Source organism: Iodobacter ciconiae (assembly GCF_003952345.1).
Taxonomy (GTDB): domain Bacteria; phylum Pseudomonadota; class Gammaproteobacteria; order Burkholderiales; family Chitinibacteraceae; genus Iodobacter; species Iodobacter ciconiae.
Genome location: NZ_CP034433.1, coordinates 2,249,212 through 2,266,708 on the forward strand (window position 1 = coordinate 2,249,212; position 17,497 = coordinate 2,266,708).

At 50.0% G+C, this 17,497-nt stretch carries 7 protein-coding genes, 3 rRNA genes and 1 pseudogene; 6 read left to right on the forward strand and 5 right to left on the reverse strand.

Annotated elements, in window-relative coordinates; all coding sequences use genetic code 11:
• Positions 1-188: 188 nt before the first annotated feature.
• Both EJO50_RS09810 and EJO50_RS09815 read left to right on the forward strand, forming a co-directional pair.
• Entirely contained in the window at positions 189-1,298 is a 1,110-nt protein-coding gene (locus EJO50_RS09810; RefSeq protein ID WP_125973746.1) for a sialidase family protein, read from the forward strand.
• Entirely contained in the window at positions 1,295-1,801 is a 507-nt protein-coding gene (locus tag EJO50_RS09815; protein ID WP_125973748.1) for a hypothetical protein, read from the forward strand. The genes EJO50_RS09810 and EJO50_RS09815 overlap by 4 nt, the downstream gene beginning before the upstream one ends.
• Positions 1,802-1,867: 66 nt before the next feature.
• On the opposite strand, the gene prmB is transcribed toward EJO50_RS09815, so the two are convergent.
• Positions 1,868-2,776 carry a 50S ribosomal protein L3 N(5)-glutamine methyltransferase gene (gene prmB / locus EJO50_RS09820; protein ID WP_125973750.1) on the reverse strand — a complete coding sequence of 303 codons (909 nt, stop codon included), beginning with the start codon at positions 2,774-2,776 and terminating at the stop codon, positions 1,868-1,870.
• 165 nt (positions 2,777-2,941) lie between these two features.
• Here prmB and EJO50_RS09825 point away from each other — a divergent pair, with 165 nt between their 5' ends.
• On the forward strand, positions 2,942-4,315 hold the full coding sequence (locus EJO50_RS09825; protein WP_125973752.1) for a DEAD/DEAH box helicase: 1,374 nt from the start codon (positions 2,942-2,944) through the stop codon (positions 4,313-4,315).
• 275 nt (positions 4,316-4,590) lie between these two features.
• Positions 4,591-5,659, forward strand: a pseudogene (locus EJO50_RS09830) (IS3 family transposase).
• A 161-nt stretch (positions 5,660-5,820) separates the two neighbouring features.
• Here the strand turns inward: EJO50_RS09830 and EJO50_RS09835 are convergent.
• The 4 genes from EJO50_RS09835 to EJO50_RS09850 form a co-directional block, all read right to left on the reverse strand.
• Positions 5,821-6,519, reverse strand: a complete 699-nt coding sequence (locus tag EJO50_RS09835; RefSeq protein ID WP_125973754.1) for an SIR2 family NAD-dependent protein deacylase — start codon at positions 6,517-6,519, stop codon at positions 5,821-5,823.
• Between the two features lie 213 nt (positions 6,520-6,732).
• A 5S ribosomal RNA gene (rrf, locus tag EJO50_RS09840) occupies positions 6,733-6,846 on the reverse strand.
• A 143-nt stretch (positions 6,847-6,989) separates the two neighbouring features.
• Positions 6,990-10,282, reverse strand: a 23S ribosomal RNA gene (locus tag EJO50_RS09845).
• A 306-nt stretch (positions 10,283-10,588) separates the two neighbouring features.
• Positions 10,589-12,122, reverse strand: a 16S ribosomal RNA gene (locus EJO50_RS09850).
• Together the 16S, 23S and 5S rRNA genes form the textbook arrangement of a ribosomal RNA operon.
• Positions 12,123-12,505: 383 nt before the next feature.
• Here EJO50_RS09850 and ycaO point away from each other — a divergent pair.
• On the forward strand, positions 12,506-14,242 hold the full coding sequence (ycaO, locus tag EJO50_RS09855) for a 30S ribosomal protein S12 methylthiotransferase accessory factor YcaO (RefSeq protein ID WP_125973756.1): 1,737 nt from the start codon (positions 12,506-12,508) through the stop codon (positions 14,240-14,242).
• Between the two features lie 626 nt (positions 14,243-14,868).
• On the forward strand, positions 14,869-17,376 hold the full coding sequence (locus EJO50_RS09860; RefSeq protein WP_206434361.1) for a beta-glucosidase family protein: 2,508 nt from the start codon (positions 14,869-14,871) through the stop codon (positions 17,374-17,376).
• Positions 17,377-17,497: the final 121 nt, after the last annotated feature.

The window sequence follows — 17,497 nt, forward strand, 5'->3', positions numbered from 1 at the left end:
CAAAGGGCATATCAGAAGAGATGGGCATGGTTTTACGCAAATCAAGTCATCAGCCCTTTTGAAAGATCTTCAATCTTCAGAGTGGCATGCCTGCAAGTTTTTCTGATTTTACCCGGCACAAACTTCATCGGATATTTCCTATTTAGCAATGGTAAACTCGCAGCCCCGACCGGATTAATCAAATCATAATGACGCTAAAAGGCACTTCCCTGCTGTTTGGAATCGCCGCAGCATGCTTATTGGCTGCCAATTACCAAAAAAGCCCCGCAAAGATGCATTTTGCTCTGGCAAAGCCGCCCCGTACCACCACAAGTACGCCACAAATGGAGATGCAACGCTTACGTGCCCCCGTGCCTGCTGCGCATAGCGCCAGCATCATTGCACTGGCCAATGGTGAACGTATTGCCTTTTGGTTTGGCGGAAGCCGCGAAGGGGCTACAGATGTCAGCGTCTGGGCTTCTCGCTACCAAAACGGCCAGTGGATTAAGCCTTGGGCCGTAGCAACCCCGGCGCAAAGTTCTAAAGATCAGTGGAGGTACATTAAAAAGGTAGGTAATCCTGTTCCGGTACTTGATAAGCAGGGGCGCTTACAGCTGTTTTACGTTTCGGTATCAATGGGAGGATGGGCCACCAGTACGCTCAATCGCATGATCTCGACCGACAATGGCCACAGCTGGAGCCCTGCCAGTAAAATCATTAGCAGCCCCTTCTTTAATTTATCCACACTGATCCGTACCCATGCTGTGCAACTGGAAGACGGGGGATTCTTGCTGCCTGCCTATCACGAGCTGGCCCGCAAATTTGGCGAACTGCTGCAATTTGATAAAGACGGCAAGCTAATCCGTAAAATCCGCATGAATGCCGAAGGCGAAAACCTGCAGCCAGGAGTCGTCGCCTACACCGCAACCGACGCCTTTGCGCTACTCAGAAATAGCGGGCCATCCCGCCAGCTTATGCTGCAGCAGACCCATAATGGCGGCACCAGCTGGACCCCTATTCAGAATCTGAATACGAAGAACCCCGATTCAGCCATTGCAGTGGAACGTATGCCCGATGGCAGGCTGATCATGGCGCATAACCCGCGCAACGATGGTCGTAGCGAATTGGCACTCAGCATATCCAAAGATGGTAAGAACTGGGAAAAAGTAAAAGTGATCGAAGATACCCGAGGCATGGAATTCTCCTATCCCACCCTGCTGGTCAATGACGAAATCATGGATCTGGTCTACACCTGGGAGCGCTCTGAAATCCGCCATGTACGCTTTAACCGCGCCTGGCTCGATGGAGCAAAACCATGATTGCATCACTCACAGGGCTGCTGCTTTGGGGTGCAGCTGGCGCAGCACTAGCCAGCTTTGGCTGGAAAAAAAATCGCTTTTTAGTCGCCACCGGTGTACTTATTATCCTCGGCTCACCCTGGCTGTTAGGCCTGCTAAGTATGCCAAGTCTGGCCACAGTGGGTTTGGCCTTCGGCTTACTGCTTAAGCAAAAATTACGTCCTGCCCTGGCAGGCTGGCTATTGATAAGCGGCTTAGCACTCTATTTATCGGCGCTGGGTTTCTGGGCTTTTGATGTATATGCACTGGGCTATGCACCGCAAACCTTGCTGATCTGGTGTGCCATCTCGCTGGCCCTTGCCTGGCAGCAAGGCCACAAAGCCTTAGCACTTTGCTGGCTAGCCGCCTTAGCCCTGTTTCCACTTGGCGTATTAGAAAGCGTCAACCTTTGGGATGCCCTGCTGGACCCGATCGCCATGCTGACCGGCGCGGTAACTTTATTGCTTTGTTTGAAAAAGAAGTAGTTTGGGAGTCGGGGGTCAGAAATTAGAAGGAGGAGGCCGTCCCCCTCTGCTCCCCGCTATCCCTCCTTACATCCCTGCCTCTACCAGCATTTCACGCGTCAGCAGAAACACAAAACCATCACCACTTTCGGTATCTAGCCAGACAAAAGGCAGCTCTGGGAAACTGGCTTCCAGCTCGTCACGATTGTGGCCGATTTCTACCACCAGCACGCCCAGCGGATTCAGAAAACGAGTGGCTTCTTCCAGAATACGGCGGGTAATGTCCAGGCCGTCTTCACCGCTACCCAGGGCCATTTCCGGCTCGTGCAGATATTCTGGCGGCAGCTCTTCTACCGAATGCGCGTCTACATACGGCGGATTAGAAATAATCAGATCGTATAATTCACCTTCAACCGCGCTAAATAAATCCGAATCCATCAGATCAATGCGCTCGCCCAGGCTGTATTCCAGCACATTGATTTCCGCCACATCCAGCGCATCTGGCGATAAATCCAGCGCATCAATCGCCGCATCCGGGAAGGCATCGGCCATCACAATGGCAAGGCAACCCGAGCCGGTACACAGATCCATGGCGCGGTGAATCAGCTCCGGGTATTCAATCCATGGTGTTAAGCCGCCTTCACGGATAATCTCGGCAATAAACGAACGCGGCACGATAGTGCGCTCATCCACATAAAATTTATACTCGCCCAGCCACGCTTCCTTAGTTAAGTAAGCCGCCGGTTTGCGGGTTTCTACGCGCTCTTTTAATACTGTCAGCACTTGCGTTAACTCTTCTGGCAATAATTTTGCGTCGTACATAGGCTCTAAACGATCTAATGGCAATTTTAACGTCGCCAAGATGAGGTAAGCGGCTTCATCCCAGGCGTTGTCAGTACCATGACCATAAAAAAGCTCGGCTGCGTTAAAGCGGCTCACCGCAAAGCGATGTAAGTCGCGCACGGTCGTTAAGTATTGCGAAGCGTGATCAAACATTGCGCTATCTCTTCAGGTTTAATATGCCGGTAGTTTAACTGATTGGCGGGCTGGCAACCTGCTGGCGAGCGGCCTCACGCATTTCCGGTTGTCAGCTAGGGTATGCAGAGAGGCTGGCTTCGTGTAAATTGGGATGTTGTTCTTATTTTTCGGAAAGAAACACGCATGACATTCGCATCGCTCGGGCTGGCTCCGGAAGTGCTCAAGGCAGTCGCCGAGCAAGGTTATGAACATCCGACGCTGATTCAAGCGCAGGCCATCCCTGTCATATTGCAAGGCCGCGACGTGCTCGGTGCAGCACAAACGGGCACCGGTAAAACAGCTGCATTTACTTTACCGATACTTACCAAAATCGCTAAACACGCGAACACCAGCGCGTCTCCTGCCCGCCACCCGATTCGCGTATTAATTCTTACGCCAACCCGCGAGCTGGCCGATCAGGTTTCCGAAAGTGTTACCACCTATAGCAAATACATGCCGCTACGCAGCCACGTGGTATTTGGGGGCATGGATATTAAGGCGCAAATCCCCAAGCTGCGCGAAGGTGTTGAAATCCTTGTCGCAACGCCAGGGCGTCTGCTTGATCATATTCAGCAAAAATCGGTTAATTTATCCCAGGTTGAAATCCTGATTCTGGATGAAGCCGATCGCATGCTCGATATGGGTTTTATTCTGGATATTCGCAAGATTTTTGAGCTGTGTACTACGCGCAAGCAAACGCTGCTGTTTTCGGCGACTTTTGCACCAGAAATCAAAAAACTGGCCGAAGACTTTATGCATGAGCCGGAAGTCATCGAAGTGGCGCGCCAGAATTCAGCCAATGAATCAGTAAAACAAGAGCTGCATCCAGTCGAAAACAGCCGCAAAAAAGCCCTCGTTGCCCATCTGATCCGCACCCACAATATGGGGCAAGTGATTGTCTTTTGCCGCACCAAAATTGGTGCAGAGCAATTGGGCCGCGAGCTAAAACGCGCGGGCTTTTCTGCCGAAGCCATTCATGGTGACCGCACCCAGCAATCCCGCCTGGAAACGCTGGCAGCATTTAAAGACGGCACGCTAAAGGTATTGGTAGCCACCGATGTAGCCGCACGTGGCCTGGATATTAACGAGCTGCCCTTTGTAATTAACTTCGAGCTGCCAACCAATCCGGAAGACTATGTGCACCGCATTGGCCGCACTGGTCGCGCTGGCGCGTCCGGGATTGCTATTTCTCTGGTAGCACCAGAAGAAGAGAAAGCTTACCTTGGCATTCAAAAAATGCTCAAACGTGATCTGCCTCTGATTCCGGTGATTGGCTTCTCGCCAGGCACTACACCGCTCGAAACCGCACCTCAGTCAGGGCGCGGACGGGACCGCTCTGCTGCGCGCTCTTCAGCCGTACCGGTTGCCGCCCTGACCCGCAATATGAATACGCCGCCAAGCAGCCGTGCCCGCTCACAAAGCTACGATGAGATGCCGGATGCGCCGCTGTCCAAACTAAAGCGTGCGCCACAAATTGCCGCCTTATTTTTACCGCCAAAATATCAAGTAACGCAATAATTAGGGCACAGGCCATTACTTCCGACGCTGGACCACACGACTTCATCAGAGCTTTCCCCTTTTGAAATCATGCAGGTTCAGCTGAAGCCCCATCCAATAGCTCATCACCTCCCTGCATCCCACCAACCATGACTTGCAGCAGCACGCTAGCGATTAGAAAAGTACATCAATCGTATTGCGCAGAGCAAAAAAACGCAGTTTCACTACGGTAATCCCCCCACAAAACCAGCTCATTTTTAAGTAGAATTTTCTCGCAGCCTTTGAGGAGCTTCTACATGAAAGCCGTGGATAATTTATATTGCCAGATTATGGCGATTTTAAAGCAAGCCGAAGCCGGTTCGACCGTTCCTGATCTGTGCCGCGAGCACGGCATGAGTTCTGTTTCTTTCTACGAGTGGCGCGCTAAATTTGGTGGCATGGACGTCTCGACGATGACACGGATGAAAGAGCTGGAGGGCGAAAACAAGCGCCTTAAAAAGATGTATATCGAAGCCCAGATGCAGGCGGATATCATTAAGGAAGCCATAATCCTCTGAAACATCTCAGCGCCGCGAGATGGCTCACTGGGCCGTTGAAACCAAGGCCGTTTCTATTCGTACGGCTTGCGCTAGCTTTGCGATTAGCACAACTTGCTATCGCTATATTCGCAAACTAGATGCGGAAAACGCAAAAATTGCGGATTCGCTGATTCAGCTTACTGAAACGAATCGAAGCTGGGGCCTTGGCCTCTGCTTTTTACATTTGCGCAACGTCAATAAAAAGCATTGGAATCATAAAAAGGTCTACAGGATTTATTGCGATTTAGAATTAAACCTAAAAAACGCTTAGATCGTGAAACGCCAGAGCCATTAGCAGTGCCAGAGGCAAAAAATGAAATGTGGTCGATGGATTTTATGCACGATCAATTAGCCGATGGACGTAGTATTCGCTTATTCAATGTGATTGATGATTTTAATCGGGAAGGATTAGGCATTGAAGTTGATTTCTCTTTGCCGGCAGAGCGCGTAATACGCAGCCTGAATCAAATCATTGAATGGCGCGGCAAGCCTAAGCGAATCAGGTCCGATAATGGCCCTGAATATATTAGCCATCTGCTAAAGAATTGGGTAGCGCAACAATCGATTGAATTGGCCTATATTCAGCCTGGCAATCCGCAGCAAAATGCATATATTGAGCGTTATAATCGCACCGTACGTTATGAATGGCTGGCCTGTGATGATTTTGAAAGTCTTGCCGAAGTGCAAGAAACTGCAACGCAATGGCTTTGGACTTACAATTAACGAGCGCCCGCATATGGGATTGGGCGACATCACCCCGAAACAAAAACTGGCATTACATGCCTGACCTCTACTTTTAAGTGAGCTTAAAAACGGGGGGATTACCATTCGCTTGTCGATGCCTGACATATTCTAATCTCTATAAAGCGAAGCAATGGTTTCAACCCACGAATATTTAATGCAATATTTACGTAAATTTTAATAAATTCTGCATTATTGCTATTTCAGTTATTCCTCACCTATTGCATCTATCCACTTTAATAATCCGGCTTCAGCCGATTCTTCAATGCAAATCACACCAGCAGCTTTAGCTGCAGCGGGAATATTCAAATCGATAAAAATGATCTGTGGGTATTTCCCTGCAGATCGAATCATTGCAATCGGGTTAACCACATTTAAACTGGTGCCCACAATCACAAACGTATCCGTGCTTTTTAAATCCTCAATCAGCCAGTGTAATATCTCATATTCCGGTGCCATTTCACCAAAAAAGACAATACCTGGCTTTACCATAGCGCTACCACAGGCCTCGCATTTACCAGACTTAAACACATGATCAGCAATATCCCAATAGTGATAACACTGTGCGCAAGACATCTGATCTACCCGTCCGTGCAAGTGCAAAATATCGGAAGTACCAGCAGTTTCATGCAATAAATCAATATTAGTGGTAATCACTTTAACAGGTTGTTGTTGCTGTAATTTGGTAATTGCTAAATAGCCTGCATGCGGTGTTGCCGCCGCATATTGTAATTTACGCTCGTTATAAAACTGAAAAGTCAGATCCCGAACATTCTGCTCTTTAATAAAGCGGGAGAAATTACATACCTGATTAATATCATAATTCTCCCAAAGCCCGCCAGTATCCCTAAAAGTAGGCAAACCCGAATCTGCCGCCATTCCTGCGCCGGTAAAGATATAAATCATCGTATTTGCTCCTGTTTGGCCTTAAATATCATGATGTTAATCGTATATAAGACTGGTTTAGCGACTCAAATAAGCTGAGCAAGGGAGTTGGGAGCCATTTTTACCCCCCCCCCTTCTCAACATTTCTTCCACACAAAGCAAAACCCCCGCCTCTTTCGAGTACGGGGGTCTTGTTTACATCACGTGCGAATCTTTGATTCGCTCAGTAAAGGTGTCTGGCAATGACCTACTTTCACACAGGTAATCTGCACTATCATCGGCGCTAAGGTGTTTCACTGTCCTGTTCGGGATGGGAAGGAGTGGGACCACCTCGCTATGGTCGCCAGACTTTAACGGGGTAACTCGTTGTGTGTATTGCTCCACAACGCGTTCAGTTCAATAGAAGAAGTAATATGTACTGCTTGTTGCTCTCAAATCTAACTCTAATCTGGGTAGATTATATACCGTCGCACACACGCGTCTCAGGTTATAGGATCAAGCCTTACGGGCAATTAGTATCGGTTAGCTTAATGCATTACTGCACTTCCACACCCGACCTATCAACGTCCTGGTCTCGAACGACCCTTTAAAAGGCTTAAAGCCTTGGGGAAATCTCATCTTGAGGCGAGTTTCGCGCTTAGATGCTTTCAGCGCTTATCTCTTCCAGATTTAGCTACCCGGCGATGCCACTGGCGTGACAACCGGTACACCAGAGATCTGTCCACTCCGGTCCTCTCGTACTAGGAGCAGCCCCCCTCAAATTTCCAACGCCCACTGCAGATAGGGACCAAACTGTCTCACGACGTTTTGAACCCAGCTCACGTACCACTTTAAATGGCGAACAGCCATACCCTTGGGACCGGCTACAGCCCCAGGATGTGATGAGCCGACATCGAGGTGCCAAACTCCGCCGTCGATGTGAACTCTTGGGCGGAATCAGCCTGTTATCCCCGGAGTACCTTTTATCCGTTGAGCGATGGCCCTTCCATTCAGAACCACCGGATCACTATGTCCTGCTTTCGCACCTGCTCGACTTGTCTGTCTCGCAGTTAAGCCGCCTTATGCCATTACACTATCAGTACGATGTCCGACCGTACCTAGGCGACCTTCGAGCTCCTCCGTTACAATTTGGGAGGAGACCGCCCCAGTCAAACTGCCTACCATGCACGGTCCCCGATCCGGATAACGGACCAAGGTTAGAACCTCAAAGGGGTCAGGGTGGTATTTCAAGGTCGGCTCCACGCAGACTAGCGTCCACGCTTCATAGCCTCCCACCTATCCTACACAAACCACTTCAAAGTCCAATGCAAAGCTACAGTAAAGGTTCACGGGGTCTTTCCGTCTAGCAGCGGGGAGATTGCATCTTCACAAACATTTCAACTTCGCTGAGTCTCAGGAGGAGACAGTAGGGCCATCGTTACGCCATTCGTGCGGGTCGGAACTTACCCGACAAGGAATTTCGCTACCTTAGGACCGTTATAGTTACGGCCGCCGTTTACTGGGACTTCAGTCAAGAGCTTGCACCCCATCATTTAATCTTCCAGCACCGGGCAGGCGTCACACCCTATACGTCGTCTTTCGACTTTGCAGAGTGCTGTGTTTTTGATAAACAGTCGCAGCCCCCATTTCTCTGCGACCCATTTCTGCTCCATTCGCGAAGAACTTCACATACTCTGGGCTCACCTTCTCCCGAAGTTACGGTGATAATTTGCCGAGTTCCTTCTCCTGAGTTCTCTCAAGCACCTTAGAATTCTCTTCCTACCCACCTGTGTCGGTTTGCGGTACGGTCAATATAAAGCTGAAGCTTAGAGGCTTTTCTTGGAAGCATAGGATCAATCACTTCAGACCGAAGTCCTCGTCATCACGTCTCAGCGTTAAAGCAGCCCGGATTTGCCTAAGCCACACGCCTACTCGCTTAAACCACCTATTCCAACAGATGGCTGACCTACCTTTCTCCGTCCCCCATCGCACTTCATATCGGTACGGGAATATTAACCCGTTGTCCATCGACTACGCATTTCTGCCTCGCCTTAGGGGCCGACTCACCCTGCGCCGATGAACGTTGCGCAGGAAACCTTGGGTTTTCGGTGTGCGGGCTTTTCACCCGCATTATCGCTACTCATGTCAGCATTCGCACTTCCGATACCTCCAGCATCCTTCTCAAGACACCTTCGCAGGCCTACGGAACGCTCCTCTACCATTTAGGAGCCAGCTTTCAGGGTTCGGGTTTCAGTGATTTGCCTAAACCATGCAGCATCTTGGCGATCTCTTCATATTGATCGCGCCAACGTTGCCAGTCTGTTTCACTGATGTATCCTAAATCCATGCTATATCGTAGCCAAACTCGCACTTCATCTGCACTGCCTAAGGCAATAAAAATGAAGCGTAAAAATTCTCCTTTCAAGTAGCCTTGTTTGCCAAATCCTTCTGCAAGATTTGCAACAATGCTTTTACTCGATCGTCGTATTTGATCACCCAACGCGTATTGTTCAATCTTTGGAAAGCTTAAGCTCATCCGATGAATCTCTAAGGAGACCACATAGGCTTTCTTAAACACGTCCAATTCTTCTACACGTTGAACCATCGTTTGACTCCTGAAGCCTGAAAGCTGACTCCTAAATTCGCGTCTTCGGTTATCAGTTTGAGCCCCGTTACATCTTCCGCGCAGGACGACTCGACCAGTGAGCTATTACGCTTTCTTTAAATGATGGCTGCTTCTAAGCCAACATCCTGGCTGTCTATGCCTTCCCACCTCGTTTTCCACTTAACTGATTATTTGGGACCTTAGACGGCGATCTGGGTTGTTTCCCTCTTGACCATGGACGTTAGCACCCACAGTCTGTCTCCCATGCTCGCACTTGACGGTATTCAGAGTTTGCCATGGTTTGGTAAGTCGCGATGACCCCCTAGCCATAACAGTGCTTTACCCCCGTCAGTGATACATGAGGCACTACCTAAATAGTTTTCGAGGAGAACCAGCTATTTCCAAGTTTGTTTAGCCTTTCACCCCTATCCACAGCTCATCCCCTAATTTTGCAACATTAGTGGGTTCGGACCTCCACTGCGTATTACCGCAGCTTCATCCTGGCCATGGATAGATCACTTGGTTTCGGGTCTACGCCCAGCAACTATGCGCCCTATTCGGACTCGGTTTCCCTACGCCTCCCCTACTCGGTTAAGCTCGCTACTGAACGTAAGTCGCTGACCCATTATACAAAAGGTACGCAGTCACCCCATTTTGCAAGGGCTCCCACTGTTTGTATGCATCCGGTTTCAGGTTCTATTTCACTCCCCTCCCGGGGTTCTTTTCGCCTTTCCCTCACGGTACTGGTTCACTATCGGTCGATGATGAGTATTTAGCCTTGGAGGATGGTCCCCCCATCTTCAAACAGGATTTCTCGTGTCCCGCCCTACTTCTCGCATGCTTAGTACCAACCAATCTCTTTCGTGTACGGGGCTATCACCCACTATCGCCAGACTTTCCAGACTGTTCCACTAAAGTTTGATCTATCACATGCAGGCTCTTCCCATTTCGCTCGCCACTACTTTGGGAATCTCGGTTGATTTCTTTTCCTTCGGCTACTTAGATGTTTCAGTTCGCCGAGTTCGCTCTACACCACCTATGTATTCAGTGATGAGTGACCCAAAAGGGCCGGGTTTCCCCATTCGGATATCGATGGATCAAAGCTTATTTGCCAGCTCCCCATCGCTTTTCGCAGGCTAACGCGTCCTTCTTCGCCTATCATCGCCAAGGCATCCACCAGATGCACTTAGTCGCTTGATCCTATAACCTCAAACACGTATCAACAAAGTTAATACAATTCGAAGTATCTGATTTCGCTTTGTTTGCGACATCGATTATTCAGTTCTGACTTCGAATAATCAATTTTGATACAATCTACCCTTATTTATTTCTAAACTTGAGTATTACTTCTTCTATTTTTTTAAAGATCAATTTACTGTCTTGCTGATTTTAGAAACCAGAATTAATGTGACTTTTGTTCAGCCCGATTAATTCTGCATCCTAAACCAACAATCCCTAAACCTACAGTCGATGAGTGTGAGTACTCAATCCAAAAGTCTTCTCTTGAAAGGAGGTGATCCAGCCGCAGGTTCCCCTACGGCTACCTTGTTACGACTTCACCCCAGTCATGAATCCCACCGTGGTAAGCGGCCTCCCGAAGGTTAGCCTACCTACTTCTGGTGAAACCCATTCCCATGGTGTGACGGGCGGTGTGTACAAGGCCCGGGAACGTATTCACCGCGACATGCTGATCCGCGATTACTAGCGATTCCGACTTCATGGAGTCGAGTTGCAGACTCCAATCCGGACTACGATCGGTTTTATGAGATTAGCTCCACCTCGCGGCTTGGCAACCCTCTGTACCGACCATTGTATGACGTGTGAAGCCCTAGCCATAAGGGCCATGAGGACTTGACGTCATCCCCACCTTCCTCCGGTTTGTCACCGGCAGTCTCCTTAAAGTGCCCAACCAAATGATGGCAACTAAGGACAAGGGTTGCGCTCGTTGCGGGACTTAACCCAACATCTCACGACACGAGCTGACGACAGCCATGCAGCACCTGTGTTCAAGTTCCTTGCGGCACCCCCCAATCTCTCAGAGGTTCTTGACATGTCAAGGCTAGGTAAGGTTTTTCGCGTTGCATCGAATTAATCCACATCATCCACCGCTTGTGCGGGCCCCCGTCAATTCCTTTGAGTTTTAGCCTTGCGGCCGTACTCCCCAGGCGGTCTACTTCACGCGTTAGCTGCGTTACTAAGGAACGAATTCCCCAACAACTAGTAGACATCGTTTAGGGCGTGGACTACCAGGGTATCTAATCCTGTTTGCTCCCCACGCTTTCGTGCATGAGTGTCAGTATTAGCCCAGGGGGTTGCCTTCGCCATCGGTGTTCCTCCGCATCTCTACGCATTTCACTGCTACACGCGGAATTCCACCCCCCTCTGCCATACTCTAGTTCACCAGTTTGCAATGCAATTCCCAGGTTGAGCCCGGGGCTTTCACATCACACTTAATCAACCACCTGCGCACCCTTTACGCCCAGTAATTCCGATTAACGCTTGGACCCTACGTATTACCGCGGCTGCTGGCACGTAGTTAGCCGGTCCTTATTCTTCCGGTACTGTCATCCCCAAAAGATATTAGCTCTTAGGATTTCCTCCCGGACAAAAGCGCTTTACAACCCGAAGGCCTTCTTCACGCACGCGGCATTGCTGGATCAGGCTTGCGCCCATTGTCCAAGATTCCCCACTGCTGCCTCCCGTAGGAGTCTGGACCGTGTCTCAGTTCCAGTGTGGCGGATCGTCCTCTAAGACCCGCTACAGATCGTCGCCTTGGTGAGCCTTTACCTCACCAACTAGCTAATCTGATATCGGCCGCTCTAATAACGAGAGGTCTTGCGATCCCCCTCTTTCCCCCTCAGGGCGTATGCGGTATTAGCTATCCTTTCGGATAGTTATCCCCCATTACTAGGTACGTTCCGATATATTACTCACCCGTTCGCCACTCGTCAGCGGTGCAAGCACCCTGTTACCGTTCGACTTGCATGTGTAAAGCATGCCGCCAGCGTTCAATCTGAGCCAGGATCAAACTCTTTAGTTTAATCGCTAAGCTAGTACTTACTGGCTTACAAAACTCAAGCCATTCCGAAAAATGACTCTTACTATGCAAGCACTTGTTTCGCTTCCGAATCAAGCACTCACACTCATCGACTGTATTTTTTTAAAGATCGTTTCGCTTGCCCAAACACTGTGTTGCCGTGTGTGCTGCAGCGAGAGGCCGAAATATACCGATCTCAGCGCATCAGGTCAATACTCTGCTAGTAGCAAAACACAGACAAAATAGGCAAGCAATTGATTATTAAGAAAAAGAAACTTTACTCACGAATGCACGCAATAACACCTGCCAGATAATTTGCAAAGCAAACGATGGGAACACCGTGTACATTGCGTACCAATATCTTTATTTCCCCATACTTGAGCCCCATGCATACTGAAAACCAAGCAGAGAGCTTTATCATCGGCAAAGATGCCTCACTTGAATACTCTATCCGCACCATGCAGGAAAAACTGCTGGCGCGCAAAATTCATATTGAAGAGACATCCTGGCTAAACCCGGTTGAATGCATCTGGTCGGTGCATATTCGCGATCGCGATTGCCCTCTGTTATTTACTAATGGAAAAGGTGCATCTAAATTAGCCGCACGCGCGAGTGCTTTAGGTGAGTATTTTGAGCGCCTTGGCTGCCATTATTTCTGGACGCACTTTTACCTGGGTGAAACGCGCAGCAACTTGCCAGTTGTGCATTACCCGCAAGAGCGCTGGTTTGCACCAACGGAAGATGGCAACTTGCCCGAAGGTATTTTGAATCCTGAGCTGATAGCTTTTTATAATCCGCAAAGCTCGCTGGATGACAAAATGCTAGTGGATCTGAACTCTGGTAATCCAGAGCGCGGCATCTGCGCCCTGCCCTATACTCGCCTTAGTGATAATGAGTTGACCTGGATTCCGGTTAATATTATCGGCAATCTATATGTAAGCAACGGCATGTCGGCAGGCAACACCATGCTGGAAGCACGCAGCCAGGCTTTATCCGAAATCCTTGAGCGCCATATTAAATTCCGCATTATTGCTGAAGGCATTTGCCTGCCGGATGTACCTGAAGAAGTGATTAACCGCTTTCCCGGTATTGCAGCCGGAGTGAAAGCCCTTCGTGCTGCAGGTTTTGGCATCCTGGTAAAAGACGCATCGCTGGGTGGACGCTATCCTGTGATGAATGTGACCCTGCTGCACCCGGACGATCAAGGTTGCTTTGCCAGCTTTGGTGCACACCCGCGTTTTGAAGTGGCGCTGGAGCGCGCCTTAACTGAGCTATTGCAAGGCCGTGCACTGGATACGCTGACCCAATTTCCAGAGCCTGGCTTTGATATGGAAGAAATCGCCGGTGCATCTAATCTGGAACTGCACTTTATTGATTCCAGCGGCACCATCAGCTGGGATTTTCTGAAAGACACACCAGACTTTGCCTTTAGCGACTGGAGCTTTAGCAGCACCACGGCAGAAGATTACCAATGGCTGGTAGATTGCATTCATGCCGAGGGCAAGCAAATCTATGTGGCGGACTTTACCGAGCTGGATGTCTATAGCTGCCGCATTCTGGTGCCGGGCATGTCAGAGATTTATCAGATTGACGATCTTGAATGGGAAAACAATAGCATCGGCAATGAAATTCGCCCGGCCATTTTAAGACTCAACCAGCTAGATGATATCGAATGCGCCGAACTGCTGACTACCCTGCAAACCATAGGGCTGACTGACGATAGATCAATTTGGGAGATCATCGGCCTTGCCGCCGCCGCTGGCTCGGCCTGGAAAACACTGAGAATTGGTGAATTGAAAACACTGCTGGCCCTGGCCATTGGTGACAAAAACGCCACACTAGAAGGCTGCGACTGGGTACATCACTTCGGCCAGATAGAAGAATCCCGGCGCCGCGTTTATCGCTGTGTAGAAAACCTGATTAATCTGCACAAAACCGAGATGTTCCATCATTCCTTAGAACTAATGTACGGCACTGAAACGCTATACCTGGCGATGGATCTGTTAAAACGCAAGCAACGCTTCTTTGGCCTTAATGAGCTTGGCCCAGATATGTCTGGCAGCCCGGTTCATACACGTTTACTTGAGGCTTATGACAAGCTGGGATTAAACACAGCTAAATAAGCATATGGCCGCAGAAGCTCTAGCTTTTGCGGCCCTTTTTATTTGTAGCCCCCGCAGCAACGCTCTACTGCCGCACCTTGGCCACGCAACGAGCGCGCACCTCTCCCAAATTTCCCTACTCACTGACGCAGCACGCACGATAGCGGTAGTCCGCTCTAACTGCCTGTTTTGCGTACACAGCGTTTTGTTTTCCTGCGTCTGCTCTAGTGTGCGGACTTCAGCCCGGCCCTGCGCCCGAATAGAGAAACCACGCCATTGTTTCATCTGCTCCGGGAATAAACATTTGGCACAACAATATCCGCTCAGCTCGATTTCTAACAGCTTAAAACAGCGCCTTAACGAGCTTTGGGGAGATGCGCCATGAGCAGTGACCCAGCCCCTGAGTGAGTTGCCCCCCCCTAAAAGGGAGAGTCTCAACTCTCTTGGTACAAGGGGCAGCATGGAAGCTATTACACGCCGATTGACAAGTGGCACAGCAAATACAAAAATAACCACCACGACACAATGGAAATAATTACAAAATAAAGGAAAGATCATTCCTTCTGTCGGAATTCTGCTAAAAGCCACGACAATCATGCCAATGGTATCACCTCAACAATAAACTCATGCAGTAGGGGATAGGAAAAATGCAAAAAATGTTTTGCACTAAAAAAACCGCTCTAGCCATTACACTCAGCTTGGTTCTAGGTGTGGGCCTCACCGCTTGTGATAATGAAGATGAAGATGACGCCTCTTCATCCAACGTTAATGCCTGGATGACTTCATCCATCATCGCAAAAATGAATACCGCAAAAACGGACACCGACAAAGAAGCTATAGCAAATAAACGGGCCAAGCTGCTAATTGCTAAGATGACGCTTGAGCAGAAACTACAACAACTAACTGGCTCGGCTCCGGAAATCGTTCCGGAACTGCCGAACTGCAAAGGCGCCCGCCACGTATCACCCATCACTGCACTGAACATCCCCACTTTCCGCATCACTAACGGTCCCGTCGGCCTGGGACAGAATGATTGCATTTCGACATTAGTTACCCCGATCATGATTTCTGTGGGCGGCTCGTTAATCGACATTACTGCATATTCAGATGCCTCCTCTGCCAAAGCCACCGCACTGCCATCGGCCATGGCTGCAGCAGCCTCATTCGATCCGAGCGTTGCCGGCAGCTACGGCGATGTTATCGGCACCGAAATGGCTAACCTGGCACTGCACGAATTTGAAGCCCCGGGAATGAATATGGCCCGACTGCCTATCCTCGGCCGTAATTTCGAATACTTCGGTGAAGATCCCTTCCTGTCCGGCACAATGGCAGTCAGTGAAATCAAATCGATCCAGGCCAAAGGGATGATCGCCATGGCCAAGCATTACGTTGGCAACGAGCAGGAAACCAACCGCACGTCGATCCAGGAAACCATCGACCGCCAAGCGATGCGTGAGCTCTACCTGCTGCCGTTTGAAATGTCCGTCAAGGACGGTAAAGTGGCTTCGATCATGTGCGCGTACAACTACGTAAATGGTATATCGTCATGCGAGAACAAAGAAACACTGACCGATATCCTGCGCAATGACTGGGGCTTCACTGGCTACGTCCAGTCCGATTTCTTCGCTACCAAGACAACGGTAGACACAATGAATAACGGTATGGACTTCATGATGCCGATTCCGCTGCAATGGGCTCCGGCTTTACTGACCTCAGCGCTTGCAGCTGGCACGATCACCCTGCCCCAAATCGACAGAGCCTTGGAGCGCCGTTATACCCAGATGTTCAAGTACGGCATTTTTGACCGGCAGATCCAACAGACCCCTATCGACTTTACCGCAGGTGGTATGAAGGCCCGTGATATAGGCACCAAGGCTGCTGTTCTGCTGCAGAACAATGGCGCATTGCCTTTGGCATCGACCGTGCAGAACATCGTGCTAATCGGCAAGGCAAGCCAAATCTATGCGCAACAGGCCGTGGCTGGAGGAGTACTGGTTGGCAAGCCCATGGGTGGCGGTGGTGGCAGCTCTGACGTCGTACCAAACTACACAGTGACACCGGTCGATGGCATCAAGAATATACTCAAAACCCTGGGCAACACCACGGCAACGGTGAAGCTGATCCTCATTGACGATGCCAACACGACAGCAACTATCGACGGCACCTTAACAACCTTTGCTGCCGCGACAACGGCAGCGGCAAGTGCTGATGCAGTGGTCATAATGGCCGGAACCATCTCCGAAGAAGGTGCAGACCGAGCAACCTTCACCAGCACCTCTGGCACCACCCTGGCCGACTCCGCGGCTGCCGGCAGCAGCCTCGACTGGTACGCCGCTGCGCCAAGCAAGATTGCCACAAATACAACGGCAAATACAGCCAAAAACAGTGGCACTGTCGAGATGATCAAAGCCATCCAGGCTATAGCACCAACCAAGACCACACTAGTTCTAAAAGACAATGCCGGTGTCGCCATGGATCCTGCTCTGGTAGGAGCAGCCGGCCCGGCCATCCTCGAAGTCTGGTTCCCAGGCCAGGAAGATGGCAATATTGTTGCTGATCTGCTGTTCGGCCAGAAAAACCCATCCGGCAAGCTGCCGGTAACCTTTCCGTTTGCTGGCAATAGCTTCCTGGATCAGGTTGCCGCAGATGGCAGCCAATTTCCGGGAAAACTCCAGGCTGACGGTACAACAAGCATAGTCAACTACAGCGAAGGCTTGAGGATCGGCTATCGCTGGTACGATGCCCACAATATCGCTCCTGCCTTTCCCTTTGGCCACGGTCTATCGTACACAACATTCACCATCACCAACCCCAGCGTTACTGCCAATGGCAGCAAATATAATGTCAAGGCTACGGTAAAGAATACGGGCTCCAGGGCGGGGGCCGAAGTGGTTCAGGTCTATATCACTTTGCCAAACTATGACAAGCTACCGGGCCTTCCTCAAGCGCCGAAGCGCCTGGTTGGATTCAGCAAAGTCGTGCTGGCTGCAGGCGCATCGAAGGATGTAATCATCACCATCGATCCAGCAGCATCCAACCATCCGCTGAGCTACTGGGACACAAGTACCAACTTATGGATCACGCCGACAGGCACCTACACTGTTTCGGTCGGCAACTCTTCGAAGAAACTAACCACCGTAACCTTTAGCAAGTAATTCGCCGGCAGGTGTGCCGAGGCAAGCAACTCTACCAATTCAGCATAACCACAGCAAGGACGTCATGGATCTTCCGAGTCCATGGCGTTCTTTTTATTAAGGGGATAAAAACAGGTTGATA